Raw genomic sequence first — 25,979 nt, 5'->3', positions numbered from 1 at the left:
CACCGGCCCGGGGCGCGGGGCCGCGCCGGCACACGGCTCGGCCGCGCGGCGCGACCAGCCACACTGAACACAACGCCGTCTACGACCAAGGACCCCAGATGACCCGCGTGATCGCCGGCAAGGCCGGCGGACGTCGCCTAGCCGTCCCGCCGGGAACGGGCACCCGCCCCACCTCCGACCGTGCGCGCGAAGGCCTCTTCTCCACCTGGCAGTCCCTGCTCGGCGGCCCCCTGGACGGCGAACGGGTCCTCGACCTGTACGCCGGATCGGGCGCCGTCGGCCTGGAGGCGCTGTCCCGGGGCGCGGGCCACGTCCTGCTCGTCGAGGCCGACGCCCGTGCGGCCCGCACCGTCCGGGACAACGCCAAGTCCCTCGGTCTGCCCGGCGCCGAGGTCAGGGCGGGCAGAGCGGAACAGATCGTCCGCACCCCGGCCCCGGCCGAGCCGTACGACATCGTCTTCCTGGACCCGCCGTACGCCGTCTCGGACGACGATCTTCGGGAGATCCTGCTCACACTCCGCACGGAGGGGTGGCTCACCGCGGAAGCGCTCGTCACCGTGGAGCGCAGCACCAGAGGCGGCCCCTTCGGGTGGCCCGACGGCTTCGAGGCGATCCGGGCCCGTCGCTACGGCGAGGGAACGTTTTGGTACGGTCGCGCCGCCTCTACGTGCGAAGACGCACGATGACCGGACCGGAGAGCGAGGGAACTCTAGTGCGCCGCGCCGTCTGTCCCGGGTCGTTCGACCCCATCACCAACGGACATCTCGACATCATCGCCCGGGCCTCCAGCCTCTACGACGAGGTCTACGTCGCGGTGATGATCAACCAGGCCAAGAAGGGCCTGTTCGAGATCGAGGAGCGGATCGACCTCATCGGCCAGGTCACCGCCGAGTACGGGAACGTCCGTGTGGAGGCCTTCCACGGCCTCCTCGTCGACTTCTGCAAGCAGCGCGAGATCCCCGCCATCGTGAAGGGCCTGCGCGCTGTCAGCGACTTCGACTACGAGCTGCAGATGGCCCAGATGAACAACGGCCTCTCGGGCGTGGAGACCCTCTTCATCCCCACCAACCCCACCTACAGCTTCCTGTCGTCCTCCCTGGTCAAGGAGGTCGCGACCTGGGGCGGCGACGTCTCCCACCTGGTGCCGCCGCTGGTCCTCGAGGCCCTCTCGGAGCGCCTGAGGAAGGACTGAGCGCGCCCCCGCACGCCGCCCGCACGCCCCCGCGCAGCTCCCGGAGACCGACATCCCGTCACCCGGTGTCCCCGCGACACCCCAGGGTCGTACAGTCGTCCCGTCCGTCTCCAACACAGCTGTAGAGAGTGGCGAGCACACGGTGGACGTGCAGAAGAAGCTCGACGAGATCACCGCGATGGTCTCCGGCGCCCGCGCCATGCCCATGTCGGCCTCGTGCGTGGTCAACCGCGCCGAGCTGCTCTCGATGCTGGAGGAGCTGCGCGCCGAGCTCCCCGGTTCGCTCGCCCGGGCCCAGGAGCTGATCGGCGACCGCGAGCAGATGGTCGCGCAGGCCCGCGAGGAGGCGGACCGGATCATCGAGAGCGCGCACGCGGAGCGCGGTTCCCTGATCTCCGGCACGGAGGTGGCCCGCCGCTCCCAGGCGGAGGCCGACCGGATCCTCGCCGAGGCCCGGCAGGAGGCCGAGGAGGTCCGCGCCGAGGCCGACGACTACGTCGACTCCAAGCTCGCCAACTTCGAGGTCGTCCTCACCAAGACGCTCGGCTCCGTCGGCCGTGGGCGGGAGAAGCTCCTCGGCACCGGCCCGGGCCTCGACGAGAACGGCTACGAGGACGAGGACGCCCCCGAGCGCAGCCACGACCCCGAGACCCTGCGCCGCGACGCCGACACCTACGTCGACACCAAGCTCGGCGCCTTCGAGGCGGTCCTGGCCAAAACCCTGGAGGCCGTCGGCCGCGGCCGCCAGAAGCTGCACGGCCGGATCGCCACCGACGACCTCGGCGCCCTCGCCGACGACCTCACCACCGTCCAGCACTCCAGCGACGCCGACTACCTCGCCGACCTCGCGGCGCTCTCGGACGCCCCCGCCGCGCCGCCCCGGCAGCAGGAGTACGGCGAGCAGCAGCCGGCGGCGGCACAGGCGCCGGCCGTACCGGAGATGCCGTCGCAGCAGCCGGCGTACGGCTACGCGCAGCAGCAGCCCGATCCGTACGCCGGCTACCAGCAGCCCTACGGCGGCCGGCAGGACGCCTACGGCTACCAGCAGCAGGACCCCGACCCGTACGCGTACCAGAGCTACGACGCCCAGCAGCAGACCTACGACGCCCAGGGCTACGCCCAGCCCCAGCAGCCTCCGCAGCTGCCGCCGGCCCAGCCGGGGACCCTCGACGAGACCAGCCTCTTCGACACCAGCATGATCAGCGCCGAACAGCTCCGGGCCTACGAACAGGGCCGCGGGCTGTAGCCCGGCGCCGGCCCGGGGGCCGGATTGGGCCGAGAGCGAAAGGTCCAGTATCCTGGCTCTTCGGTCGCGCGTACGTCCGTGATCAACGCTGCCCGGGACACCGCAGGGCGGCGTCCCCCCACTCAGAAGATCGAAAGCAGGAATGGCCCTGAACGCCCGCCTCGACCACCGAAACCCTCTCGTGTTCGACACGCACGAGCTGGGACGGCGTCCTGGTGCGCTGCAGCGCCTGAACCGCACGATCGACGCTCCCCGGGACCTCGGTGTCGCGGGAGTCATCGGAGTGCCGGAAGGCGCCCCGTTGGAGCTCGAGGTCCGGCTCGAGTCGGTCATGGAAGGGGTGCTCGTCACAGGCACCGCCCGTGCCAAGGCCGAGGGGGAGTGCGTAAGGTGTCTGGAGCCGCTGGAGCAGCAGCTCGAAGCGGACTTCCAGGAGATGTTCTCGTACCCTGACGCCGACGACCGGGGCCGCGTGAAGGCGGAACCGGCCGACGACGCCGAGGAAGACGAGGACAGGCTCTTCGTCGAGGACGGTCTGATCGACCTCGAACCCGTGCTGCGTGATGCGGTGGTGCTCGCACTGCCGATGCAGCCGGTGTGCCAGGAAGACTGCCAGGGTCTGTGCTCCGAGTGCGGAGCACGCCTGTCGGACGACCCGGACCACCACCACGACGCCGTCGACATCCGTTGGGCGGCTTTGCAGGGACTCGCCGGTTCACTCGAAGACGGCGAGAAGGACGAGATGAGCGGCGCCGAACCGGGCGTCGACGAGAAGCAGGAGAAGTAGCCGTGGCTGTTCCGAAGCGGAAGATGTCGCGCAGCAACACGCGCCACCGCCGGTCGCAGTGGAAGGCTGCGGTCCCCACCCTGGTTGCGTGCGAGCGCTGCCACGAGCCCAAGCAGCAGCACATCGCGTGCCCGTCTTGCGGCACTTACAACAAGCGCCAGGTCCTCGAGGTCTGAGCGGCTGGTGAGAGGCACTGTGTCAGTCCCCAAAAAGGCGGAAGACGCCAAGAAGAAGGCGGACACCCAGGCCTCGTCCCACACGCTTCTGGAAGGGCGGCTCGGCTATCAGCTCGAGTCCGCCCTTCTGGTGCGTGCGCTGACCCACCGTTCCTACGCGTACGAGAACGGCGGCCTGCCGACGAACGAGCGGCTGGAGTTCCTCGGTGACTCCGTCCTCGGCCTCGTCGTCACGGACACGCTGTACCGCACCCACCCCGACCTGCCCGAAGGCCAGCTGGCCAAGTTGCGGGCCGCGGTGGTCAACTCGCGTGCGCTGGCGGAGGTGGGCCGCGGGCTCGACCTCGGCTCCTTCATCCGGCTCGGCCGCGGTGAAGAGGGAACGGGCGGCCGGGACAAGGCGTCCATCCTCGCCGACACCCTCGAAGCGGTGATCGGCGCGGTCTATCTCGACCAGGGCCTCGACGCGGCCTCCGAACTGGTGCACCGCCTGTTCGACCCGCTGATCGAGAAGTCCTCCAACCTCGGTGCCGGCCTGGACTGGAAGACCAGCCTCCAGGAACTCACCGCGACCGAAGGACTCGGCGTCCCCGAGTACCTGGTCACGGAGACCGGCCCGGACCACGAGAAGACCTTCACTGCTGCCGCCCGCGTCGGAGGCGTCTCGTACGGCACCGGCACCGGCCGCAGCAAGAAGGAGGCGGAGCAGCAGGCGGCGGAATCCGCGTGGCGGTCCATCCGCGCCGCGGCGGACGAGCGCGCCAGGACCAAGGCGGCCCCGTCGGCCGCCGGCGTCGTCGCCGAACCGGACGCCGACGCACCGTCGGCCTCCGCCTGACCACAGCACAGCACAGCACGACCCGAGCGCCCGCCCCAGCCCCGGGGCGGGCGCTCGGGCCGTCCAACGGACCGTCCGAGGGGAAGCCATGCCCGAGTTGCCCGAGGTCGAGGTCGTACGGCGCGGCCTGGAACGCTGGGTCGCCCACCGGACCGTCGCCGACGCCGAGGTGCTCCACCCGCGCGCGGTACGCCGGCACATCGCCGGCGGCGACGACTTCGCCCAGCGTCTGAAGGACCACCGCATCGGCACACCCAGCCGCCGCGGCAAGTACCTGTGGCTGCCCCTGGAGGACACCGGCCAGGCGGTCCTCGCGCATCTCGGCATGAGCGGCCAGCTGCTGGTCCAGCCGCACGAGGCGCCGGCCGAGAAGCACCTGCGCATCCGCGTCCGCTTCGCCGACGCCCTGGGCACGGAGCTCCGCTTCGTCGACCAGCGCACCTTCGGCGGCCTGTCACTGCACGAGACCACCCCCGACGGACTGCCGGACGTCATCGGGCACATCGCCCGCGACCCCCTCGACCCGCTGTTCGACGACGAGGCGTTCCACCAGGCCCTGCGCCGCAAGCGGACCACCGTCAAACGGGCCCTGCTCGACCAGTCGCTGATCAGCGGCGTCGGCAACATCTACGCGGACGAGGCCCTGTGGCGCTCCCGCCTGCACTACGAACGTCCGACCGCCACCCTCACCCGGCCCCGTACCGCCGAACTCCTCGGCCACGTCCGGGACGTGATGAACGCGGCCCTCGCCGTGGGCGGCACCAGCTTCGACAGCCTGTACGTCAACGTCAACGGGGAGTCGGGCTACTTCGACCGCTCGCTCGACGCGTACGGCCGCGAGGGACTGCCCTGCCGCCGCTGCGCGACGCCGATGCGCCGCAGGCCGTGGATGAACCGCTCCAGCTACTACTGCCCGAAGTGCCAGCGACCGCCGCGCGCGGTGTCCTGAGGCCTAGGTCTGTCGTCTGGATCAGGCCGGCTGTGACGGACGGCGCGTCCCGGCCGACCCGAGCGGGGTGTGGTGCGTGCAGCTGCAAGGCGGAGGAGGGCGCCAGGGCGGAGCCCTGGCAACCGACGACAACGCGGCAGATGTGCGTGCCACACCCCGCGACGCCGGCATGATCCAAACGACAGACCCTAGCCCCGGGCGTCGTAGCGCTCACGCGAGGCGAGCACCTCGTCCATGTGCCCCTCCAGGCACTGGATGAGCGTGATCAGCCGTCCGGCCACCTCGCGTCCGAGCGGGGTGAGTTCGTAGTCCACCCGGGGCGGGTTGGTGGGCTGCGCCTCGCGGTGCACCAGACCGTCGCGCTCCAGCGCGTGCAGGGTCTGGGACAGCATTTTCTCGCTCACGCCGTCGACCCGGCGGCGCAGCTCGTTGAAGCGGAGGGAACCCTCGGACAGCGCGCCCAGCGTGAGCGCGCCCCAGCGCCCCGTGACGTGCTCCAGGGTGCCGCGCGAGGGGCAGGCCCGGGAGAACACGTCGTACGGCAGATCCTGCTCCTCCGTGCGCTCCTGCGTGGTCGACATGTCACCAGCGTACGTGAGCACAGCGCTGCCCCGCGGAGAGCGCCGAGCGCACGACAGCGGTCCCGGCGGCTCGCTCAGTAGCCGAAGTCCTGCGTCCACCAGGGGCCGCCGGCGCCGAAGTGGACGCCGACGCCGAGGGTCCGGAAGTCGCAGTTCAGGATGTTGGCCCGGTGACCGGAGCTGTTCATCCAGGCGTCCATCACGGCCTGGGCGTCCGCCTGCCCGCGGGCTATGTTCTCGCCCCCGAGGTCGCTTATCCCGGCCGCCTCGGCCCGGTCCCACGGGGTGGCGCCGCCGGGGTCGGTGTGGTCGAAGAAGCCCTGTGCCGCCATGGCCTCGCTGAAGTCCTCGGCCAGTTCCCGCAGCGCGCTGTTCGCGGCGACCGGGCTGCAGCCCGCCTTGGCCCGCTCGTCGTTGACCAGCTTCAGCACCTGGGCCTCGGCGGCGGACTGCTCGGAGACGGCACCCGCGGGAGCGCCGGTCTTCCGCTCCGGCGCCGCCGTGGCAGCGCCCGCCGCGCTGGGCGGGCGCTCCCGGCCGGGCGTGGACGCCTCGGGCTCCTTCGTCACGGACGGCGTCCCGGCCGGTGCGGCCGACGTCGTCGACGCCGAGGGCGAAGGGGAGGCGGACGCCGAGGACGAGGAGGGGGACGCGGGGGAGGAGGGCGGAGCGGAGCGGCCCGTGCCGCGGCCGGCGGACGACGCGCCGCCGTCCGGGCCGGCCTCCGCACTGCCGGAGGTGCCGCCCAGCTCGGCCGGGTTGTTCGTCGGGACGTCCGCGGACTCGACCCGGTCACCGCCGCCGGCGCCGCCGACGCGGTAGTTGTCCAGGCCGGGCACCGCACCCGTGGCCACCGCGATCGTGCCGAGGGCGACGGCGGCGGAGACGCCGAGCAGTCCGGTGCGGACCGGCGTGACGGCCTTCTTCCGGCGGCGCCGCTGTGCCGTGCGCCGCGGGCCGTCGTCGGGAGTGAAGCCCTCGCTGGGGAAGGGCACCGTACGGCCGGCCCCCGGGCCCTCGCCGGTCCGGTCGTCCGGCCCGAACAGGTAGGCGTCGCTCCGCGCGCGGGCCTCGGCGTACGTCTCGGGATTCAGATAGGGCGCGATGCCCCTCGTGGGGCGGTCACCCGCGCCCGGGACCTGCGGGTGCCGGCCCTGTCCCGCCGATCCGTCCGGGCGGTGGCCCCCCGCGGCGCGGCCGGCGGCGGAGCGTCGGTGGCGTCCCATGTCCTGGCCTTCCTCGTCCTCGCGTTCACCACAGAACTCACACGATCAGGTGAGTTTGAGGCGCGATTCATTGGGTGGGGACGGTACCGCATGGTGCCAGGGGGTGAAGTGTCCGGAGAGACATTGACTGGTTAGGTTGCACTCATGAGCGAGGATGTACGGCTGGTCGCGTGGGTTCGCGGGCAGGTCCAGGGTGTGGGTTTCCGCTGGTTCACGCGGGCCAGGGCACTGGAACTCGGCGAACTGAGTGGTTTTGCTCTCAATCTGGCCGACGGGCGCGTCCAGGTGGTGGCGGAGGGCCCGCGGGAGCGGTGCGAGGGACTCCTCGACTGGCTGGGGGGCGACGACACGCCCGGACGTGTGGACGGAGTCACCGAGATCTGGGACACACCCCGCGGCGGCTACGACGGCTTCGCGATCCGCTGACGGAACACCGCGCGGAGCCCGCCCGGCACCCGGGGCGGGGGAGTGCCAGGGGTCTGCCGGAGCGAAAACGAGCAGGTGGTTGCCAAGAAGGCCGGTTCCGTGGCAGGCTCCCCACCCAGAATGATCGCCACGCCCCTCGGGGCCCGCAGGATTCGCAGCGCCGCCGTTTCCCGGCCGCGCGCCCCGGGCACCCGTCAATACGGGGCGTGATCGTGTTGACCGTCAAACTTTTTGGTGAGACGCTGAAAGCCCCGCGCACCTTAGCTGTTTGGCATGGTTGAACGGCAGTGAAAACTCAAGAGTGCCAAGCACCGCGGGTGCGAATCCCTCACGACCCAACGACCCGCACCGCTCAGGTCGGTCACTCATTGTGGAGGACCATCCATCATGGCAAAGGCGCTTCTCGGTTACGTCGGCGGCTCCGACCCTCGACTCCTCGCCGAGATGCGACGGCTCCAGCAGCGCGTCCAGGACCTGGAATCCGAACTCGGACGAATCCAGGCGGAGAACGACGCGCTGGCGGCTGCCGCTTCTCACGACAGGATCATGGAGAGCATGGAGAGCGTTGACGCACACCAGGCGGAGCCTGCGCTCACCTGATCACTGCATCGCTCCACCGACGGCACAGCAGTGGTTGGGCCCGCCCGTACAGCCGCTCAGTTGTCAGAGTTGCAAGGGACGCTTCGGCGTCCCTTCTTTCTTTCCCCGCCCCATCCGTCTCGTGCGCTGCTCCGGCGTGCCGTCCGAACCTTCGCCCGTGCATCCTTTCACCCTCTTCAACGTCTGATGTGCCCTGCATGTTCACCGGCGAAACCGCGCCGGTTCACCGGTTCATGAAGTGAGACACCCCGAAAGGTAGAGTCCGGCGGCGTGCACCTGAAGGCCCTCACCCTCCGCGGATTCAAGTCGTTCGCCTCGGCGACCACGCTCCGGTTCGAACCCGGCATCACCTGCGTCGTCGGTCCGAACGGGTCGGGCAAGTCGAACGTCGTGGACGCGCTCAGCTGGGTCATGGGCGAACAGGGCGCCAAGTCGCTGCGCGGCGGCAAGATGGAGGACGTCATCTTCGCCGGCACCACCGGCCGCCCGCCGCTGGGCCGGGCCGAGGTGTCCCTCACCATCGACAACTCCGACGGGGCCCTGCCCATCGAGTACGCCGAGGTCACCATCACGCGGATCATGTTCCGCAACGGCGGCAGCGAGTACCAGATCAACGGCGACACCTGCCGGCTGCTCGACATCCAGGAACTGCTCTCCGACTCCGGCATCGGCCGCGAGATGCACGTCATCGTCGGCCAGGGCCAGCTCGACTCCGTCCTGCACGCCGACCCCACGGGCCGCCGCGCCTTCATCGAGGAGGCCGCCGGCGTCCTCAAGCACCGCAAGCGCAAGGAGAAGGCGCTCAGGAAACTGGACGCGATGCAGGCCAACCTCGCGCGCGTGCAGGACCTCACCGACGAACTGCGGCGCCAGCTCAAGCCACTCGGCCGGCAGGCGGCGGTGGCGAGAAGGGCCGCCGTCATCCAGGCCGACCTGCGGGACGCCCGGCTCAGGCTCCTCGCCGACGATCTCGTACGGATGCGCGAGGCGCTCCAGGCCGAGATCGCCGACGAGGCCGCCCTGAAGGAGCGCAGGGAGAGCGCCGAACGCGAGCTGGGCAAGGCGCTGCGGCGCGAGGCGGACCTGGAGGACGAGGTGCGCCGCCTCACCCCACGCCTGCAACGCGCGCAGCAGACCTGGTACGAGCTGTCCCAGCTCGCCGAGCGGGTGCGCGGCACGGTCTCCCTGGCCGACGCCCGCGTGAAGAGCGCCACCTCCTCGCCCCCCGAGGAGCGGCGCGGCCGGGACCCGGAGGACCTGGAGCGCGAGGCCGCCCGGGTGCGCGAGCAGGAGGCCGAACTGGAAGCGGCCCTGGAGGCGGCCGAGCGCGCCCTGGAGGACACGGTCGCCCACCGCGCCGACCTGGAACGCGAACTGGCCCTGGAGGAGCGCCGCCTCAAGGACGTGGCCCGCGCCATCGCCGACCGCCGCGAGGGGCTCGCCCGGCTCAGCGGGCAGGTCGGGGCCGCCCGTTCCCGCGCGGCCTCCGCGCAGGCGGAGATCGAGCGGCTGGCCGCCGCCCGGGACGAGTCCCGGGAGCGGGCCGCCGCCGCCCAGGAGGAGTACGAGGCGCTCCGGGCCGAGGTCGACGGACTCGACGCCGGCGACCAGGAACTCGCCGAGCGGCACGAGGCCGCCAGGCGTCGGCTGGCCGAGGCGGAGGCCGCCCAGAGTGCCGCCCGGGAGGCGGCCACCGCGGCGGAGCGCGAGCGCGCGGCGACGCAGGCCCGCCACGACGCCCTCGCCCTGGGCCTGCGCCGCAAGGACGGCAGCGGGGCGCTGCTCGCCGCGCGGGACGGGCTCGGCGGACTGCTCGGCCCCGCCGCCGGCCTGCTCACCGTGACACCGGGCCACGAGGTCGCCCTGGCCGCCGCCTTCGCGGCCGCCGCCGACGCTCTCGCCGTCTCGTCCCCGGCGGCCGCCGCCGACGCCATCCGGCACCTGCGCAAACAGGACGCCGGCCGCGCCGCGCTGCTGCTCGCCGGCGCCCCCGACGACGTACCGCACGAGCCGCGGAGCGACGGGCCGCCGTACGCCGCCGACCTCGTCCGGGGGCCCGCCGACCTGATGCCCGCGGTACGGCGGCTGCTGCGCGGCATCGTCGTCGTCGCCACCCTGGAGGACGCCGAGGACCTCGTCTACGCCCACCCGGGGCTGACCGCGGTCACCGCCGAGGGCGATCTGCTGGGCGCCCACTTCGCGCACGGCGGGTCCGCCGGGGCGCCCAGCCTGCTGGAGGTGCAGGCGTCCGTGGACGAGGCCGCCGCGGAGCTGACGGAGCTGGGCGTGCGGTGCGCGGAACTGGCCGAGGCGCAGGAGGCGGCCGTCGAGCGGCGCCGCGAGTGTGCCGCGCTCGTGGAGGAGCTGGGGGAACGGCGCCGGGCCGCCGACCGGGAGAAGTCGTCCGTCGCCCAGCAGCTCGGGCGGCTCGCCGGGCAGGCGCGGGGCGCGGCCGGGGAGGCCGAGCGGTCCGCCGCGGCGGCCGAGCGGGCGCAGGAGGCGCTGGACAAGGCGCTCATGGACGTCGAGGAACTGGCCGAGCGGCTCGCGGTCGCCGAGGAGATGCCGGTCGAGGAGGAACCCGACACCTCCGTGCGCGACCGCCTCGCCGCCGACGGCGCCAACGCACGGCAGACCGAGATGGAGGCCCGTCTCCAGGCGCGTACGCACGAGGAGCGGGTCAAGGGACTGGCCGGACGGGCCGACTCCCTCGACCGGGCCGCCCTCGCGGAACGCGAGGCACGCGCGCGTGCCGAACAGCGCCGGGCCCGGCTGCGGCACGAGGCGGCCGTGGCCGAGGCCGTCGCCGCGGGCGCCCGGCAACTGCTGGAGCACGTCGAGGTCTCGCTGATCCGCGCCGACGAGGAGCGCGGCGCCGCCGAGGCCGCCAAGGCCCGGCGCGAGCAGGAACTGGCCGCCGCGCGCACCGCCGGGCGCGACCTCAAGGCCGAGCTCGACAAGTTGACGGATTCAGTCCACCGGGGCGAGGTACTCGGCGCCGAGAAGCGGCTGCGCATCGAGCAGCTGGAGACCAAGGCGCTGGAGGAACTCGGTGTGGAACCGGCGGGGCTCGAGGCCGAGTACGGGCCGCATCAACTGGTGCCGCCCTCGCCCCCCGCCGAGGGCGAGGAGCTCCCGGAGGATCCGGAGCACCCTCGCAACCGCCCCCGGCCCTTCGTACGGGCCGAGCAGGAGAAGCGGCTGAAGGCGGCCGAACGGGCGTACCAGCAGCTCGGCAAGGTCAATCCGCTGGCCCTCGAGGAGTTCGCGGCGCTGGAGGAGCGGCACCAGTTCCTCAGCGAGCAGCTCGAGGACCTGAAGAAGACCCGCGCCGACCTGCTCCAGGTCGTCAAGGAGGTCGACGAGCGCGTCGAACAGGTCTTCACGGAGGCCTACCGGGACACGGCCCGGGAGTTCGAGGGCGTGTTCGGCCGGCTCTTCCCCGGCGGCGAGGGACGCCTGGTGCTGACCGACCCCGACAACATGCTCACCACGGGCGTGGACGTCGAGGCGCGGCCGCCGGGCAAGAAGGTCAAGAGACTCTCGCTGCTCTCGGGCGGGGAGCGTTCGCTGACCGCCGTGGCGCTGCTCGTGTCGATCTTCAAGGCGCGGCCCAGCCCGTTCTACGTGATGGACGAGGTCGAGGCGGCGCTCGACGACACCAACCTGCAGCGGCTGATCCGGATCATGCAGGAGCTCCAGGAGGCCTCGCAGCTGATCGTCATCACGCACCAGAAGCGGACGATGGAGGTCGCCGACGCGCTGTACGGCGTCTCCATGCAGGGCGACGGCGTGTCGAAGGTCATCAGCCAGCGTCTGCGGCAGCCGGTGTAGGACGTTGAAAGCCGGGCATGTGAGCTTCAACTCTTGAACGCATCGACGTCAGGTGCATCGCCTAACTCACAGCTCTCGCCCTATTGACTTCGAAACTTGAAGGCATAGTCTCTGCAACGTTGCTTTTACCTTCAGGTACCTACTAGTGGCACCTCGAAGGGCGAACCACCCCGGCAGCGTTGCCGGAAGCCCGAGGAGTACACGTGGCCAGCACAGCGCAGGCACCCAATCCAGGAGCCAGAACGGCTCACCCCGATCATCTCGGGCACGTCATCTTCATCGCGGCGGCGGCCGCGATGGGCGGTTTCCTGTTCGGCTACGACAGCTCCGTGATCAATGGCGCCGTCGAGGCCATCCGGGACCGCTACGACGTCGGCTCCGCGGTGCTGGCCCAGGTCATCGCCGTCGCGCTGATCGGCTGTGCCATCGGCGCCGCGACCGCCGGCCGCATCGCCGACCGCATCGGCCGCATCCGCTGCATGCAGATCGCGTCGGTCCTGTTCACCGTGAGCGCCATCGGATCGGCCCTGCCGTTCGCGCTGTGGGACCTCGCCATGTGGCGCATCATCGGCGGTTTCGCCATCGGCATGGCCTCGGTGATCGGCCCGGCCTACATCGCCGAGGTCTCCCCGCCCGCCTACCGCGGCCGGCTCGGCTCCTTCCAGCAGGCCGCGATCGTCATCGGCATCGCCGTGTCGCAGCTGGTCAACTGGGGCCTGCTGAACGCGGCGGGCGGCGACCAGCGCGGTGAGCTGATGGGCCTGGAGGCCTGGCAGGTCATGCTCGGCGTCATGGTCATCCCGGCCGTCCTCTACGGCCTGCTGTCCTTCGCCATCCCGGAGTCCCCGCGCTTCCTGATCTCCGTCGGCAAGCACGAGCGCGCCAAGCAGATCCTCAAGGAGGTCGAGGGCAAGGACGTCGACTTCGACGCCCGCGTCACCGAGATCGAGCACGCGATGCACCGCGAGGAGAAGTCGTCCTTCAAGGACCTGCTCGGCGGCAGCTTCTTCTTCAAGCCGATCGTCTGGATCGGTATCGGCCTCTCGGTCTTCCAGCAGTTCGTCGGCATCAACGTCGCGTTCTACTACTCCTCGACGCTGTGGCAGTCGGTCGGCGTCGACCCGACGGACTCGTTCTTCTACTCGTTCACGACGTCGATCATCAACATCGTCGGTACCGTGATCGCGATGATCTTCGTGGACCGGGTCGGCCGCAAGCCGCTCGCCCTCATCGGCTCGGTCGGCATGGTGATCGGGCTGGCGCTGGAGGCCTGGGCGTTCTCCTTCGACCTGGTCGACGGCAAGCTCCCGGCCACCCAGGGCTGGGTCGCCCTGATCGCCGCCCACGTGTTCGTCCTGTTCTTCGCCCTGTCCTGGGGTGTGGTCGTCTGGGTGTTCCTCGGCGAGATGTTCCCGAACCGGATCCGTGCCGCCGCGCTGGGTGTGGCCGCGTCCGCCCAGTGGATCGCCAACTGGGCGATCACCGCGAGCTTCCCGTCGCTGGCCGACTGGAACCTCTCCGGCACGTACGTGATCTACACGATCTTCGCCGCGCTCTCCATCCCGTTCGTGCTGAAGTACGTCAAGGAGACGAAGGGCAAGGCCCTGGAGGAGATGGGCTGACCGCCCTCCCCGAGCTCGGGGAGAAGGGCCTCATCCCCGCTGCCCCTCTCCCCGTACCGTGCCGCCGCCCCCGGTCCACCACCTGGACCGGGGGCGGCGGTGTTGTGTGCGGGCGGGGGGACGGTTCCGCGGGGGGACCGAGGGCCCGCACCGGGCTCGGCACCGGGGTGCGCGGCGGGACCAGCCGGGTCCGCGGCGGCGGGGGAGGGCGCACGCAAGCGCCCGGCCGTCCGTGGGCGGGGGTGCGGGCACAGGCGCGGTCGCAGTCCGTCGGTGGAGGCCACGGCATGGGCCCCTCCGGCGGGTAGGGACGTGACGGCGGTGTCGCACGGTCGCGCTGTTCGGTGGTGCCACCGGTGGGACCCGCCGACCCATGCCGTGGCGCCGGCGGTGCCGACCTGCCGGGCAGACCGGTGGGGACTGCGGTGCGCCCCACCTCTGCTGACCCGCCGGGCCGCTGTACGGGGGCTGCGATGCCGACCCGCCGGGCACGGTCGACGGCCCGTCGGGCGCGCGGGACGACGACGGCGCGACGCCCCCGGCCACCTGACTGTGCGGGGGCGCGGGCGCCGCTCGCCGGGCCTCGCCGGCCCTGCGGTACTGGGCCCGCCGACCGGCACGGGCCCAGCGGCGGGCCCGCCACGCGAACGTCCCCCTCCGCCGGACCGGGCGAAGGGGGACGCGGTGGTGCGCGGTGTCAGACGCTCAGCGTCTGCGGCTGCTCGGGCTGCTCGGCGCGCTCGGCGGACGCCGCCGGGACGACCACCGGAGGCTTCGGCAGCACCGCGTACAGCAGGCCGGAGATCACCACCGTGGCGACCCAGCCGAGCCCGTACTCGCCGATGACGTTGTTCGCGGCGAGCGGCCCCGTGAACCAGTCGGACGTCGTGAACATCAGGCCCGCGGCCAGACCCACCGCCCAGGCGGCGACGGCGGCGGGGGAGAAACCGCCCCGGTACCAGTACGCGCTGGTGCGCCCGGTGTCGGCCAGGGCCTCGCCGTCGTACTCCTTGCGGCGCAGCATGTCCGCGCCGAAGACGCCGACCCAGGCGGAGAAGGCGACCGCGAGCAGCGACAGGAAGGCGATGAAGGAACCCATGAAGCTGGTCGCCACCAGCATCAGCACGCCGCCGAAGACCAGCGAGATCACGGCGTTCACCGAGACCGCCCAGTGCCGCGGGATCCTGAAGCCGAGGGTCTGCGCGGTGAAGCCGGCCGAGTACATCGACATGGAGTTGATCAGCAGCATGCCGATCAGCGCGATCAGCAGGTACGGCACCGCGATCCAGGTCGGCAGGATCTCGCCGAGGAAGGAGACCGGGTCGCTGGCGGAGGCCAGGTCCGGCGTGGAGACCGCCATGACCATCCCCATCAGCACCATGGGCAGCACGACGATGCCGGCGCCGCCGATCGTCACGCCCACGATGCCCTTGGAGGAGGCGGTGCGCGGCAGGTACCGGGTGAAGTCCGGCGCGGACGGGATCCAGCTCACGCCGCCCGCCGCGATCAGCCCCACGCCGGTGATCATCGCGGCCACCGAGCCGGCGGACCGGTCGAAGACCGCGGACCAGTCGGTGTCGACGATCAGGTAGCCCAGCACCAGCACCGAGAAGACGCCGAAGAGGTACGCCGCGTACTTGTTGCACTTCTGTACGGCGTTGATGCCCAGCCCGGAGATCGCGAACGTCGCGACGACGAAGACGAGAAGCGTCACGATGTCCAGCACGCTGTTGGCCCGGATGCCGAACACGATGTGCAGCACGGTCAGCACGGCATAGGCGCCGGTCACCGCGTTGATCGTCTCCCAGCCCCAGCGGGCGATCCAGATCAGCGCCCCGGGCAGCAGATTGCCCCGCTGGCCGAAGACCGCCCGGGACAGCGCCATGCCGGGGGCGCCGCCGCGCTTGCCGGCGATGCCGATCAGGCCCACCAGGCCGTACGACACCAGGGGCGCGGCGGCCGCGACGACCAGCGCCTGCCAGAAGTTGAGGTGGTAGGCGACGACCAGGCTCGCGCCCATCGTGAGCAGCAGCACGCTGATGTTGGCGCCGACCCAGGTCGGGAAGAGCTCGCGGGTCCGGGCGGTGCGCTCGTGGTCGGGCACCTGCTCGATGCCCCGGGTCTCCAGGGCGCCTTCTGTCTCGGCGGTCTTGCTCATATGGGGGGTCCGTGCCTCGATCGTGGGGAAATCGCGGGAAGGGGATGCGTTCGGGACTCTACGCGCGTTGACGCGTCCTCTTCCATCGTACTTTGATCCGACTCCTGCCTTCCAGGGCCCTTTGTCCCTTGGAGGAAGACACAAGCGGGTGTCCCGGGAGCCCATGGCCGATACTGGACGGGTTATGGAAATCCTCATCCTTGCTGTAGTCATCGCCGTGGTCGTGATCGGCGCGCTCGGCGGGCTGGTCGTGGGCAGTCGCCGCAAGAAGCAGCTGCCTCCGCCGCCTCCGTCGACGCCCGACATCACCGCCCCTCCGGCCGAGCCGCACGTCGGCGACGAGGCCGAGACGCCGCGCGACGAAACGCGCCGGACGATAGAGGAGGTCGATCTCCCCGACGGCGGCACCGCTCCCGTCGGTGTCGAGGAGCCGCCCGTCGTCGAAGAGCTCGAGATCCCGCAGATCGAGGTTCCCGAGCCCACCGCCGGCCGTCTGGTCCGGCTCCGTACCCGACTCTCCCGCTCGCAGAACGCCCTCGGAAAGGGCCTGCTCACCCTGCTCTCCCGGGAACACCTCGACGAGGACACCTGGGAGGAGATCGAGGACACGCTGCTCACCGCCGACGTCGGCGTGCAGCCCACGCAGGAACTCGTCGAGCGGCTGCGCGAGCGTGTGAAGGTGCTCGGCACCCGCACGCCCGAGGAGCTGCGCGGTCTGCTGCGCGAGGAGCTGATCACGCTGGTCGGCCCCGACATGGACCGCGAGGTCAAGACCGAGCCCGCCACCGGCAAGCCCGGCATCGTCATGGTCGTCGGCGTCAACGGCACCGGCAAGACCACCACCACCGGCAAGCTCGCCCGGGTCCTGGTCGCCGACGGCCGCAGCGTCGTCCTCGGTGCCGCCGACACCTTCCGTGCCGCCGCCGCCGACCAGCTGCAGACGTGGGGCGAGCGGGTCGGCGCCCACACCGTGCGCGGCCCGGAGGCCGGCGACCCCGCCTCCGTCGCCTTCGACGCGGTCAAGGAGGGCAAGGACGTCGGCGCCGACGTGGTGCTCATCGACACCGCCGGCCGCCTCCACACCAAGACCGGTCTCATGGACGAGCTCGGCAAGGTGAAGCGCGTGGTGGAGAAGCAGGCCCCGCTGGACGAGGTGCTGCTGGTGCTCGACGCCACCACCGGCCAGAACGGCCTGATCCAGGCCCGCGTCTTCGCCGAGGTGGTCAACATCACCGGCATCGTGCTCACCAAGCTGGACGGCACGGCCAAGGGCGGCATCGTCGTCGCCGTGCAGCGCGAGCTGGGCGTGCCGGTCAAGCTGATCGGGCTCGGCGAGGGCGCCGACGACCTGGCGCCGTTCGAGCCGGCGGCGTTCGTGGACGCGCTCATCGGAGAGTGACCCCCCGCCGGCCCAGCGCCGGTACGCGCACGAAGAAGCGCCCGCCCCCGAGGTGCAGTCGGGGACGGGCGCTTCGCCGTGCCGGGCGGGTGCCGGGGCCGGGTGGCCCGCCGGTCTACGCCCGGGAGCGGTGGGCCACGTACGCCAGCGTCCCCAGCACCAGCCGTGCCGCGGGCGGCTTCGTCGCCGAGTCGAGGGCCGGCGGCCGCAGCCAGCGCACCGGACCCAGGCCGCCGCGGTCCGAGGGCGGGGCCGTGACGTGCGTACCGGGGCCGAGGCCGCGCAGGTCGAGGGCGGTCGGGTCGTCCCAGCCCATCCGGTAGAGGAGCCGGGGCAGCTCGGCGGCCGCGCCGGGGGCCACGAAGAAGTGGGCGCGGCCCTCGGGGGTCGCGGCGACCGGGCCGAGCGGCAGGCCCATGCGCTCCAGCCGCGCCAGTGCCCGGCGCCCGGCGGCCTCGGCCACCTCGATCACGTCGAACGTCCGCCCCACCGGCAGCATCACCGCGGCGCCCGGGAACTCGGCCCAGGCCGTGCTCGCCTCGTCCAGCGTCGCTCCGGCCGGCACCTCCGGGGCGAAGTCCAGCGGATGCGCGCCCGGCACCGGGCAGCCGCGCCGCCCGCAGGAGCAGTCGCCCCCGGCGGCCCGTGCGCCCGGGACCACGTCCCAGCCCCACAGTCCCGTGAACTCGGCCACCGCGGTGGCCTCGGACGCGCGGCCGCGGCGGCGCGTGCCGGGCCGGAGGTCGCGCGTGCCCCGACTCGTCCCGATGCCGATCGTGAAGCCCATGCCCCCTCCAACGGGTCCGACGCAGCGACGGTTACGCAGCGGACGTGATGCGTGACTCTCTGTTTCCAACTCCCCGTTCCGGCGCGGTTCAGACAGCGCCCGGAAGCACTCCGGGTGGTGCGCACGGCGGGGCGCGCCCCGGCGGGCACCGGTTGCACCGTCCTCCGATCGGCCCCTGTCAAGTGAATCGTGCGCAGGCCATCGGGAGTTCATTCGAAGGGGTGGCGAATGGTGGCGATTCCCGAATCACCGTGGCAGGCCCAGTGACCGTGGGATTACTTTGTGTGCATGGCGCCTTGGGGCACATGCACACGTGGGTATGCCGGAGGCAACTCGGCTTTCCGTTCGAAGGGTGGCGTACGCCGGACGGAGGGCCCGGGTCACCGGCATGCTGATAGCGCTTGGCGCACTCGGCGACAGGTGGTCTCAGGGATGGGGGCGTTCCAGTGAGCGGCAACGGCGGAGGCGGCACGAGCGCGGACAGCGCGACGCACGCCGACAAGCGCCCCAACGAGCTGCTCACCTCGTGGTTCGCGCGCAGCGGCTGGTCCAAGGGCGAGCTCGCCCGGCAGGTCAACCGCCGCGCCCGCCAGCTCGGCGCCGGCCACATCTCCACGGACACCTCGCGCGTACGCCGCTGGCTCGACGGCGAGAACCCGCGCGAACCGATCCCGCGGATCCTGTCCGAGCTGTTCTCCGAACGCTTCGGCGTCGTCGTCTCCGTCGAGGACCTGGGTCTGCGCTCCACCCGCCCGTCGCCCTCCGCGACCGGCGTCGACCTGCCCTGGACGGGTCCGCAGACCGTGGCCCTGCTCAGCGAGTTCTCGCGCAGCGACCTGATGCTGGCGCGGCGCGGCTTCCTCGGGAGCTCGCTGGCCCTCTCCGCGGGCCCGTCCCTCATCGAGCCGATGCAGCGCTGGCTCGTCCCCTCGCCCCCGGCGGCGCCCACCGGACACGAGTCCGCGCCCGCCACGCGTGCGCGCGGCCGGCTGTCCCGGCCGGAGCTGGAGCTGCTGGAGTCCACCGCCGTGATGTTCCGCCGCTGGGACGCCCAGTGCGGCGGCGGCCTGCGCCGCAAGGCGGTCGTCGGCCAGCTGCACGAGGTCACCGACCTCCTCCAGGAGCCCCAGACGGAGACCACCCGCGCCAAGCTGTTCAAGGTCGCCGCCGAGCTCGCCGAGCTGGCGGGCTGGATGTCGTACGACGTCGGACTCCAGCCGACCGCGCAGAAGTACTTCGTCCTCGCCCTGCACGCCGCCAAGGAGGCCGGCGACCGGCCGCTCGGCTCGTACATCCTCTCCAGCATGAGCCGCCAGATGATCCACCTCGGCCGGCCCGACGACGCCCTCGAGCTCATCCACCTCGCCCAGTACGGCAGCCGGGACTGCGCCGGCCCGCGCACCCAGTCGATGCTGTACGCGATGGAGGCCCGCGCCTACGCCAACATGGGACAGCCGGGCCGCACCAAGCGCGCGGTGCGCATGGCCGAGGACACCTTCGCCGAGGCCGACGAGTGGGACGAGCCGGACCCCGACTGGATCCGCTTCTTCTCCGAGGCGGAGCTGCACGGCGAGAACAGCCACTCCTTCCGCGACCTCGCCTACGTCGCCGGCCGCAGCCCCGCCTACGCCTCCCTGGCCGAGCCGCTGATGGCGCGGGCCGTGGAGCTCTTCGCCAAGGACGAGGAGCACCACCGCTCCTACGCGCTGAACCTGATCGGCATGGCCACCGTCCACCTCCTCCGGCGCGAGCCCGAGGAGAGCGCCGTCCTCGCCACCGAGGCCATGGCCGTCGCCAAGAAGGTCCGCTCCGAACGCGTCAACACGCGCATCCGCAAGACCGTCGACACGGCCGTACGCGATTTCGGCGACCTGGCCGAGGTCACCGACCTCACCGCACGGCTCGCCGCCGAGCTTCCCGAGACCGCGGAAGCGGTCTGACCCCCACAGACCCCGGCCGCGGCCGGCCCTCCCGAACTGCCCGACTCGGCTCCCCCATGCCAGGTCACTCGGAAGGCCGCCGCGGCCGGCCCGCGTCCACCCCGCGGACCCGCGGCAGGGCCACGCCCGCCGGGGCCCCGACCCGGCAGTTCATCCACGCGTAACACGCACGGCGCCTTCGTCACGGCGGCGAAACAGCGAGGGGCACCCACCGAAACGGCGCTGCGCCAATCTCGTGGCGCATAACCGGCCCACCCCTCACTGCCGCTCAGGCTTCGCCCGCACGGGGCCGCACAACGACGAGGAGACGCCGATGGCTCCAGCCATCACGCTCGCCGCGGAGACACAGCTCTCCGCCGCCAACACGGGCTTCATGCTCATCTGCTCCGCCCTGGTGATGCTCATGACCCCGGCCCTGGCCTTCTTCTACGGAGGCATGGTCCGCGTCAAGAGCACCCTGAACATGCTGATGATGAGCTTCATCAGCCTCGGCATCGTCACCGTGCTGTGGGTGCTCTACGGCTTCTCCATGGCCTTCGGCACGGACTCCGGCAGCCTCATCGGCTGGAACTCCGACTGGGTCGGCCTCAGCGACATCGGCCTGACCGAGCTGTGGGACGGCTACACCATCCCGGTCTTCGTCTTCCTGGTCTTCCAGATGATGTTCGCCGTCCTCACCCCCGCGCTCATCAGCGGCGCCCTCGCCGACCGCGTGAAGTTCACGGCCTGGGCGCTGTTCGTCGCCCTGTGGGCCACCGTGGTCTACTTCCCGGTCGCCCACTGGGTCTGGGGCGCGGGCGGCTGGGCCTACGAACTCGGCGTGATCGACTTCGCCGGCGGCACGGCCGTGCACATCAACGCCGGTGCCGCGGCGCTCGGCGTGATCCTGGTCATCGGCAAGCGGGTCGGCTTCAAGAAGGACCCGATGCGCCCGCACAGCCTGCCGCTGGTCATGCTCGGCGCGGGCCTGCTGTGGTTCGGCTGGTTCGGGTTCAACGCCGGCTCCTGGCTCGGCAACGACGACGGCGTCGGCGCGCTGATGTTCGTCAACACCCAGGTCGCCACCGGCGCGGCCATGCTGGCCTGGCTCGCCTACGAGAAGGTCCGCCACGGCGCCTTCACCACGCTGGGTGCCGCCTCCGGCGCCGTCGCGGGCCTGGTCGCCATCACCCCGGCAGGCGGCGCCGTCTCCCCGCTCGGCGCGATCGCCGTCGGCGCCATCGCCGGTGTCCTGTGCGCCATGGCCGTCGGCCTGAAGTACCGGTTCGGCTACGACGACTCCCTCGACGTCGTCGGCGTCCACCTCGTCGGCGGCATCGCCGGCTCCCTGCTCGTCGGCCTCTTCGCCAGCGGCAAGGGCCAGTCCGACGTCCAGGGCCTGTTCTACGGGGGCGGACTGGACCAGTTCTGGAAGCAGTGCGCCGGTGTCTTCGCCGTCCTCGCCTACTCTCTGATCGTCTCCGCCGTCCTGGCCTTCGCCCTGGACAGGACGATCGGCATGCGGGTCCCCGAGGACGACGAGGTGAGCGGCATCGACCGGGCCGAGCACGCCGAGACCGCATACGACTTCAGCGGCGCCGGCGGCGGCTCCGCCCGGACCGCCGCACCGGCCGGCACCGCGGCCGCGCAGGCCCAGAGCAAGAAGGTGGACGCATGAAGCTCATCACCGCCGTCGTCAAGCCGCACCGGCTCGACGAGATCAAGGAGGCCCTCCAGGCCTTCGGAGTCCACGGCCTCACCGTCACCGAGGCCAGCGGCTACGGCCGCCAGCGCGGCCACACCGAGGTCTACCGCGGCGCCGAGTACACCGTCGACCTGGTGCCCAAGATCCGCATCGAGGTGCTGGTCGAGGACGACGACGCCGACCAGCTGATCGAGGTCGTCGTGAAGGCGGCCCGGACCGGCAAGATCGGCGACGGGAAGGTCTGGTCGGTCCCGGTCGACACGGCCGTACGGGTCCGCACCGGCGAGCGCGGCCCCGACGCGCTCTGAGCCGGGACGAGGGAACAGGAGCCGCCGGGTGACGCACACGGAGCTGACGAACGAAGCACAGGACTCGGGACCCGGCGGCTACGCGGCGGCCCGGCTGCGCCTCCTCACCGAGGGGGCGCGGTCCGGGCCGCCGCGCCGTGCGGCCCTCGCCGGGCTGACCGACACGTGGCTGGCGGGCCTCTTCGGCGCCGGCACCGGGGGACTCGCGAAGGTGTCGCTCGTCGCGGTCGGCGGCTACGGACGCGGGGAGCTGTCCCCGCGCAGCGACCTGGACCTGCTCCTGCTGCACGACGGCGGCGACGACAAGGCGGTCGCCGCCCTCGCCGACCGCCTCTGGTACCCCGTCTGGGACCTGGGCCTCGCCCTCGACCACTCCGTGCGCACGCCCCAGGAGGCCCGGAGGACGGCGGGCGAGGACCTGAAGGTCCACCTCGGCCTCCTGGACGCCCGTCACCTCGCGGGCGATCCGGCGCTGACCGCGGCCCTGCGCACCACCGTCCTCGCCGACTGGCGCAACCAGGCCCCCAGGCGCCTCCCCGAACTCCGGGACCTGTGCGCCGAGCGCGCCGAACGCCACGGCGAGCTGCAGTACCTGCTGGAACCCGACCTCAAGGAGGCCCGCGGCGGCCTGCGCGACGCCACCGCCCTGCGCGCCGTCGCCGCCTCCTGGCTCGCCGACGCCCCGCGCGAGGGTCTCGCCGAGGCCCGGCGCCGCCTGCTCGACGTACGTGACGCACTCCACCTGGCGACGGGCCGGGCGACCGACCGGCTGGCCCTCCAGGAGCAGGACCAGGTGGCGGCCGGACTCGGCCTGCTGGACGCCGACGCCCTGCTGCGCCAGGTCTACGAGGCGGCGCGCGTCGTCTCGTACGCGGGCGACGTCACCTGGCGTGAGGTGGGGCGCGTGCTGCGGGCGCGCTCCGTACGGCCCCGCCTGCGCGCCATGCTGGGCGGCGGCAGGCAGGCGGCCGCGGAGCGTTCCCCGCTCGCCGAGGGGGTCGTCGAGCAGGACGGCGAGGCGGTGCTCGCCCGCACCGCCCGCCCCGAACGCGACCCCGTCCTGCCGCTGCGGGCCGCCGCTGCCGCCGCCCAGGCCGGAATCCCGCTCTCCCTGCACGCCGTACGGCGCCTGGCCGCCACCGCACGCCCGCTGCCCGCGCCCTGGCCCGCGGAGGCGCGCGAACAGCTGGTGACGCTGCTGGGCTCGGGCCGCCCCACCGTGGAGGTCTGGGAGGCCCTGGAGGCCGAGGGGCTGGTCACCCGGCTGCTGCCCGACTGGGAGCGGGTCCGCTGCCGCCCGCAGCGCAACGCCGTGCACCTGTGGACCGTCGACCGGCATCTCATCGAGACCGCCGTCCGCGCCTCCGCGCTCACCCGCCGCGTGCACCGGCCCGACCTGCTCCTGGTCGCCGCGCTGCTGCACGACATCGGCAAGGGCTGGCCCGGCGACCACTCGGTGGCCGGCGAGACCATCGCCCGGGACGTGGCCGCCCGCATCGGCTTCGACCACGCGGACGCCGCCGTCCTCGCCCGCCTCGTCCGCCACCACCTGCTGCTCGTCGAGACGGCCACCCGGCGCGACCTGGACGACCCGGCCACCGTCCGCGCGGTCGCCGAGGCGGTCGGCACCGAGGGCACCCTGGAACTGCTGCACGCCCTGACCGAGGCGGACGCCCTGGCCACCGGTCCGGCCGCCTGGTCGGCCTGGCGCGCGTCGCTCGTCGCCGACCTGGTCAAACGCGTCTCGGCGGTGCTCGCCGGGGACCCGCTGGAGGAACCGGAGGCCCCCGCGCCCACCGCCCAGCAGGAACGGCTCGCCGTCGAGGCCTTCCGCACGGGCGGACCGGTGCTGTCCCTGCGGGCACAGGCCGAGCCGCCGGCCGAGGAGCAGGAGCCCCTCGGCGTGGAGCTGCTCATCGCCGTGCCCGACCAGGCGGGCGTGCTCCCCGCCGTCGCCGGTGTCCTGGCCGTGCACCGCCTGACCGTCCGCACGGCCGAGCTGCGCTCCCTCGCGCTGCCGGACGGCGTCGAGGGCGGCTCCGTGCTGCTGCTGGCCTGGCGGGTCGCCGCCGAGTACGGCTCCCTGCCCCAGGCCGCCCGCCTCCGCGCGGATCTGGTCCGCGCCCTCGACGGCACCCTGGACGTCGCGGGCCGCCTCGCCGAGCGGGACGCCGCCTACCCGCGCCGCCGGGGCGTGGTCCAGCCCCCGCCCCGGGTGACCGTCGAGCCGGCCGCGTCCCGCCACGCCACGGTGATCGAGGTCCGCGCCCAGGACGCGCCCGGCCTGCTGTTCCGCATCGGGCGGGCGCTGGAGGGCGCGGGCGTGCGGGTGCGCAGCGCACACGCGTCGACGCTGGGCTCCAACGCCGTGGACGCCTTCTACGTCACCGGCCCCGGGGGGGAGCGGCTGCCCCTGGAGGAGGCGGCGGACGTGGCGCGCGCGCTGGAGGACGCGCTGAGGGGGTGACACGGCCCCCGCCGCACGCCTCGCGCACACCGAATGCGGCGGGCGGGGACGAATGCCTTGCGTGGCCGGATACCCTGGAAGACGCTCAGACTGCCCCCGACTCCGAGGACCGACGCCGCCGTGTTCGACACTCTTTCCGATCGCCTCTCAGCGACCTTCAAGAACCTGCGCGGCAAGGGACGCCTGAGCGAGGCGGACATCGACGCCACGGCACGCGAGATCCGCATCGCGCTCCTCGAGGCGGATGTGGCCCTGCCGGTCGTGCGCGCCTTCATCAAGCAGGTCAAGGAGCGCTCGCTCGGCTCCGAGGTCTCCAAGGCGCTCAACCCCGCCCAGCAGGTCCTCAAGATCGTCAACGAGGAACTGGTCACCATCCTGGGCGGCGAGACCCGCCGCCTGCGCTTCGCCAAGCAGCCGCCGACCGTGATCATGCTCGCGGGTCTGCAGGGTGCCGGTAAGACCACCCTCGCGGGCAAGCTCGGCAAGTGGCTCAAGGACCAGGGGCACTCCCCGCTCCTCGTCGCCTGTGACCTTCAGCGCCCCAACGCCGTCAACCAGCTCAGCGTCGTCGCCGAGCGCGCCGGCGTCGCGGTGTACGCGCCCGAGCCGGGCAACGGCGTCGGCGACCCGGTCAGGGTCGCGCAGGACTCCGTCGAGTTCGCCAAGGCCAAGGTCCACGACATCGTGATCGTGGACACCGCCGGCCGCCTCGGCATCGACCAGGAGCTGATGCGGCAGGCCGCGGACATCCGCGACGCCGTATCGCCCGACGAGATCCTGTTCGTCGTCGACGCGATGATCGGCCAGGACGCCGTCAACACCGCCGAGGCCTTCCGCGACGGCGTCGGCTTCGACGGCGTGGTGCTGTCCAAGCTCGACGGCGACGCCCGCGGTGGAGCGGCCCTGTCGATCGCCTCGGTGACCGGCAAGCCGATCATGTTCGCCTCGAACGGCGAGAAGCTCGAGGACTTCGACGCCTTCCACCCGGACCGGATGGCCTCCCGCATCCTCGACATGGGTGACCTGCTCACCCTGATCGAGCAGGCGGAGAAGACGTTCAGTCAGGAAGAGGCCGAGAAGATGGCCTCCAAGCTGGCGTCCAAGAAGGGCCAGGACTTCACCCTGGACGACTTCCTGGCCCAGATGGAGCAGGTCCGGAAGATGGGCAGCATCTCCAAGCTGCTCGGCATGCTGCCCGGCATGGGCCAGATCAAGGACCAGATCAACAACCTCGACGAGCGGGACGTCGACCGCACGGCCGCCATCATCAAGTCGATGACCCCGGCCGAGCGCCAGGAGCCGACGATCATCAACGGCTCGCGCCGCGCCCGTATCGCCAAGGGCTCCGGCGTCGACGTCAGCGCGGTGAAGGGCCTGGTCGAGCGGTTCTTCGAGGCCCGCAAGATGATGTCCCGCATGGCCCAGGGCGGCGGCATGCCCGGTATGCCGGGGATGCCCGGCATGGGTGGCGGTCCGGGCCGGCAGAAGAAGCAGCAGAAGAAGGCCAAGGGCAAGCAGCGTTCCGGCAACCCGATGAAGCGCAAGCAGCAGGAGCAGGAGGAGGCCGCCCGCCGCGCCGCCGCGGCCGAGGGCGGCAACGCGTTCGGGCTGCCGCAGCAGGGCGGCAAGGACTTCGAGCTCCCGGACGAGTTCAAGAAGTTCATGGGCTGACGCCGGCTCCGCCCGGCACACCCGCTCCGTCGTACGTCACCGGGGGCACCCCTGCCGCAGGGGGTGCCCCCGGTGACGTTCACGCACA

At 72.3% G+C, this 25,979-nt stretch carries 21 protein-coding genes; 17 read left to right on the top strand and 4 right to left on the bottom strand.

Going from position 1 to position 25,979, the window contains the following annotated elements; translation table 11 throughout:
- Positions 1 to 98: 98 nt before the first annotated feature.
- From rsmD to mutM, 7 genes are all read left to right on the top strand, one after another.
- On the top strand, positions 99 to 686 hold the full coding sequence (rsmD, locus tag ACFWJB_RS17030; RefSeq protein ID WP_385464646.1) for a 16S rRNA (guanine(966)-N(2))-methyltransferase RsmD: 588 nt from the start codon (positions 99 to 101) through the stop codon (positions 684 to 686).
- A 26-nt stretch (positions 687 to 712) separates the two neighbouring features.
- On the top strand, positions 713 to 1,192 hold the full coding sequence (gene coaD, locus ACFWJB_RS17025) for a pantetheine-phosphate adenylyltransferase (RefSeq protein WP_077798916.1): 480 nt from the start codon (positions 713 to 715) through the stop codon (positions 1,190 to 1,192).
- Between the two features lie 142 nt (positions 1,193 to 1,334).
- A complete protein-coding gene (locus ACFWJB_RS17020) occupies positions 1,335 to 2,438 on the top strand; it encodes a cell division initiation protein (protein ID WP_386923040.1) in 1,104 nt (367 codons plus the stop codon).
- A gap of 142 nt (positions 2,439 to 2,580) precedes the next feature.
- Positions 2,581 to 3,225, top strand: coding sequence for a YceD family protein (locus ACFWJB_RS17015; RefSeq protein ID WP_385464640.1), 645 nt, complete (start codon positions 2,581 to 2,583; stop codon positions 3,223 to 3,225).
- A gap of 2 nt (positions 3,226 to 3,227) precedes the next feature.
- Positions 3,228 to 3,401, top strand: a complete 174-nt coding sequence (gene rpmF / locus ACFWJB_RS17010) for a 50S ribosomal protein L32 (RefSeq protein WP_003951102.1) — start codon at positions 3,228 to 3,230, stop codon at positions 3,399 to 3,401.
- Positions 3,402 to 3,408: 7 nt separating this feature from the next.
- The gene (gene rnc, locus ACFWJB_RS17005) at positions 3,409 to 4,239 is read left to right on the top strand and encodes a ribonuclease III (RefSeq protein ID WP_386923038.1); all 831 of its coding nucleotides are present in this window, start codon (positions 3,409 to 3,411) and stop codon (positions 4,237 to 4,239) included.
- Between the two features lie 88 nt (positions 4,240 to 4,327).
- Positions 4,328 to 5,188, top strand: coding sequence for a bifunctional DNA-formamidopyrimidine glycosylase/DNA-(apurinic or apyrimidinic site) lyase (gene mutM / locus ACFWJB_RS17000; protein WP_386923036.1), 861 nt, complete (start codon positions 4,328 to 4,330; stop codon positions 5,186 to 5,188).
- A 188-nt stretch (positions 5,189 to 5,376) separates the two neighbouring features.
- Here the strand turns inward: mutM and ACFWJB_RS16995 are convergent, their stop codons facing one another.
- Together ACFWJB_RS16995 and ACFWJB_RS16990 are read right to left on the bottom strand one after the other, a co-directional pair.
- Positions 5,377 to 5,769 (bottom strand): winged helix-turn-helix transcriptional regulator, encoded by a 393-nt coding sequence (locus tag ACFWJB_RS16995; protein ID WP_385464631.1) that lies wholly within the window; start codon positions 5,767 to 5,769, stop codon positions 5,377 to 5,379.
- A 74-nt stretch (positions 5,770 to 5,843) separates the two neighbouring features.
- On the bottom strand, positions 5,844 to 6,995 hold the full coding sequence (locus tag ACFWJB_RS16990; RefSeq protein WP_386923033.1) for a CAP domain-containing protein: 1,152 nt from the start codon (positions 6,993 to 6,995) through the stop codon (positions 5,844 to 5,846).
- A gap of 144 nt (positions 6,996 to 7,139) precedes the next feature.
- Between ACFWJB_RS16990 and ACFWJB_RS16985 the strand changes: the two genes are divergently transcribed.
- The 4 genes from ACFWJB_RS16985 to ACFWJB_RS16970 all read left to right on the top strand — a co-directional run bounded on the left by ACFWJB_RS16985 (position 7,140) and on the right by ACFWJB_RS16970 (position 13,477).
- Entirely contained in the window at positions 7,140 to 7,421 is a 282-nt protein-coding gene (locus tag ACFWJB_RS16985) for an acylphosphatase (protein WP_385464625.1), read from the top strand.
- A gap of 387 nt (positions 7,422 to 7,808) precedes the next feature.
- Positions 7,809 to 8,021: a hypothetical protein gene (locus ACFWJB_RS16980; protein WP_003973418.1), complete on the top strand. Its 213-nt coding sequence runs from the start codon at positions 7,809 to 7,811 to the stop codon at positions 8,019 to 8,021.
- Positions 8,022 to 8,291: 270 nt separating this feature from the next.
- The gene (smc, locus tag ACFWJB_RS16975) at positions 8,292 to 11,855 is read left to right on the top strand and encodes a chromosome segregation protein SMC (RefSeq protein ID WP_386923031.1); all 3,564 of its coding nucleotides are present in this window, start codon (positions 8,292 to 8,294) and stop codon (positions 11,853 to 11,855) included.
- A 203-nt stretch (positions 11,856 to 12,058) separates the two neighbouring features.
- Positions 12,059 to 13,477 carry a sugar porter family MFS transporter gene (locus ACFWJB_RS16970; RefSeq protein ID WP_385464618.1) on the top strand — a complete coding sequence of 473 codons (1,419 nt, stop codon included), beginning with the start codon at positions 12,059 to 12,061 and terminating at the stop codon, positions 13,475 to 13,477.
- A gap of 697 nt (positions 13,478 to 14,174) precedes the next feature.
- Here the strand turns inward: ACFWJB_RS16970 and ACFWJB_RS16965 are convergent.
- On the bottom strand, positions 14,175 to 15,635 hold the full coding sequence (locus ACFWJB_RS16965) for a cytosine permease (RefSeq protein WP_385464615.1): 1,461 nt from the start codon (positions 15,633 to 15,635) through the stop codon (positions 14,175 to 14,177).
- A 184-nt stretch (positions 15,636 to 15,819) separates the two neighbouring features.
- On the opposite strand from ACFWJB_RS16965, the gene ftsY reads away from it, so the two are divergent.
- Entirely contained in the window at positions 15,820 to 17,034 is a 1,215-nt protein-coding gene (ftsY, locus tag ACFWJB_RS16960) for a signal recognition particle-docking protein FtsY (protein WP_385464612.1), read from the top strand.
- A 115-nt stretch (positions 17,035 to 17,149) separates the two neighbouring features.
- Here the strand turns inward: ftsY and ACFWJB_RS16955 are convergent, their stop codons facing one another.
- The gene (locus ACFWJB_RS16955) at positions 17,150 to 17,821 is read right to left on the bottom strand and encodes a bifunctional DNA primase/polymerase (RefSeq protein ID WP_385464610.1); all 672 of its coding nucleotides are present in this window, start codon (positions 17,819 to 17,821) and stop codon (positions 17,150 to 17,152) included.
- 446 nt (positions 17,822 to 18,267) lie between these two features.
- On the opposite strand from ACFWJB_RS16955, the gene ACFWJB_RS16950 reads away from it, so the two are divergent.
- The 5 genes from ACFWJB_RS16950 (at position 18,268) to ffh (ending at position 25,891) form a co-directional block, all read left to right on the top strand.
- Positions 18,268 to 19,761: a hypothetical protein gene (locus ACFWJB_RS16950; RefSeq protein ID WP_385464607.1), complete on the top strand. Its 1,494-nt coding sequence runs from the start codon at positions 18,268 to 18,270 to the stop codon at positions 19,759 to 19,761.
- Between the two features lie 313 nt (positions 19,762 to 20,074).
- Entirely contained in the window at positions 20,075 to 21,418 is a 1,344-nt protein-coding gene (locus ACFWJB_RS16945) for an ammonium transporter (RefSeq protein WP_385464604.1), read from the top strand.
- Complete coding sequence (locus ACFWJB_RS16940; RefSeq protein WP_376363186.1) at positions 21,415 to 21,753, top strand: P-II family nitrogen regulator; 339 nt, start codon at positions 21,415 to 21,417, stop codon at positions 21,751 to 21,753. Before ACFWJB_RS16945 ends, ACFWJB_RS16940 begins: the two co-directional genes overlap by 4 nt.
- Positions 21,754 to 21,781: 28 nt before the next feature.
- Positions 21,782 to 24,220, top strand: a complete 2,439-nt coding sequence (locus ACFWJB_RS16935) for a [protein-PII] uridylyltransferase (RefSeq protein WP_386923027.1) — start codon at positions 21,782 to 21,784, stop codon at positions 24,218 to 24,220.
- A gap of 120 nt (positions 24,221 to 24,340) precedes the next feature.
- Positions 24,341 to 25,891 (top strand): signal recognition particle protein, encoded by a 1,551-nt coding sequence (ffh, locus tag ACFWJB_RS16930; RefSeq protein ID WP_385458646.1) that lies wholly within the window; start codon positions 24,341 to 24,343, stop codon positions 25,889 to 25,891.
- The last annotated feature ends 88 nt before the right edge of the window (positions 25,892 to 25,979 follow it).

The organism is Streptomyces sp. NPDC127100 (genome assembly GCF_042724095.1).
Taxonomy (GTDB): Bacteria; Actinomycetota; Actinomycetes; order Streptomycetales; family Streptomycetaceae; genus Streptomyces.
The sequence above is the reverse complement of the archived record's forward strand: the minus strand, read 5'-3'. Positions and strand labels throughout refer to the sequence as shown.

Excerpts from the sequence above, each read along its gene's own strand:
- mutM (WP_386923036.1), top strand. The coding sequence starts at position 4,328 with ATGCCCGAGTTGCCCGAGGTCGAGGTCGTACGGCGCGGCCTGGAACGC.
- ftsY (WP_385464612.1), top strand. The coding sequence starts at position 15,820 with ATGGAAATCCTCATCCTTGCTGTAGTCATCGCCGTGGTCGTGATCGGC.
- ACFWJB_RS16990 (WP_386923033.1), bottom strand. The coding sequence starts at position 6,995 with ATGGGACGCCACCGACGCTCCGCCGCCGGCCGCGCCGCGGGGGGCCAC.
- ACFWJB_RS16965 (WP_385464615.1), bottom strand. The coding sequence starts at position 15,635 with ATGAGCAAGACCGCCGAGACAGAAGGCGCCCTGGAGACCCGGGGCATC.
- ACFWJB_RS16940 (WP_376363186.1), top strand. The coding sequence starts at position 21,415 with ATGAAGCTCATCACCGCCGTCGTCAAGCCGCACCGGCTCGACGAGATC.
- ACFWJB_RS17015 (WP_385464640.1), top strand. The coding sequence starts at position 2,581 with ATGGCCCTGAACGCCCGCCTCGACCACCGAAACCCTCTCGTGTTCGAC.
- ACFWJB_RS16955 (WP_385464610.1), bottom strand. The coding sequence starts at position 17,821 with ATGGGCTTCACGATCGGCATCGGGACGAGTCGGGGCACGCGCGACCTC.
- ACFWJB_RS16980 (WP_003973418.1), top strand. The coding sequence starts at position 7,809 with ATGGCAAAGGCGCTTCTCGGTTACGTCGGCGGCTCCGACCCTCGACTC.
- ACFWJB_RS16995 (WP_385464631.1), bottom strand. The coding sequence starts at position 5,769 with ATGTCGACCACGCAGGAGCGCACGGAGGAGCAGGATCTGCCGTACGAC.
- ACFWJB_RS16945 (WP_385464604.1), top strand. The coding sequence starts at position 20,075 with ATGGCTCCAGCCATCACGCTCGCCGCGGAGACACAGCTCTCCGCCGCC.
- rsmD (WP_385464646.1), top strand. The coding sequence starts at position 99 with ATGACCCGCGTGATCGCCGGCAAGGCCGGCGGACGTCGCCTAGCCGTC.
- ACFWJB_RS16985 (WP_385464625.1), top strand. The coding sequence starts at position 7,140 with ATGAGCGAGGATGTACGGCTGGTCGCGTGGGTTCGCGGGCAGGTCCAG.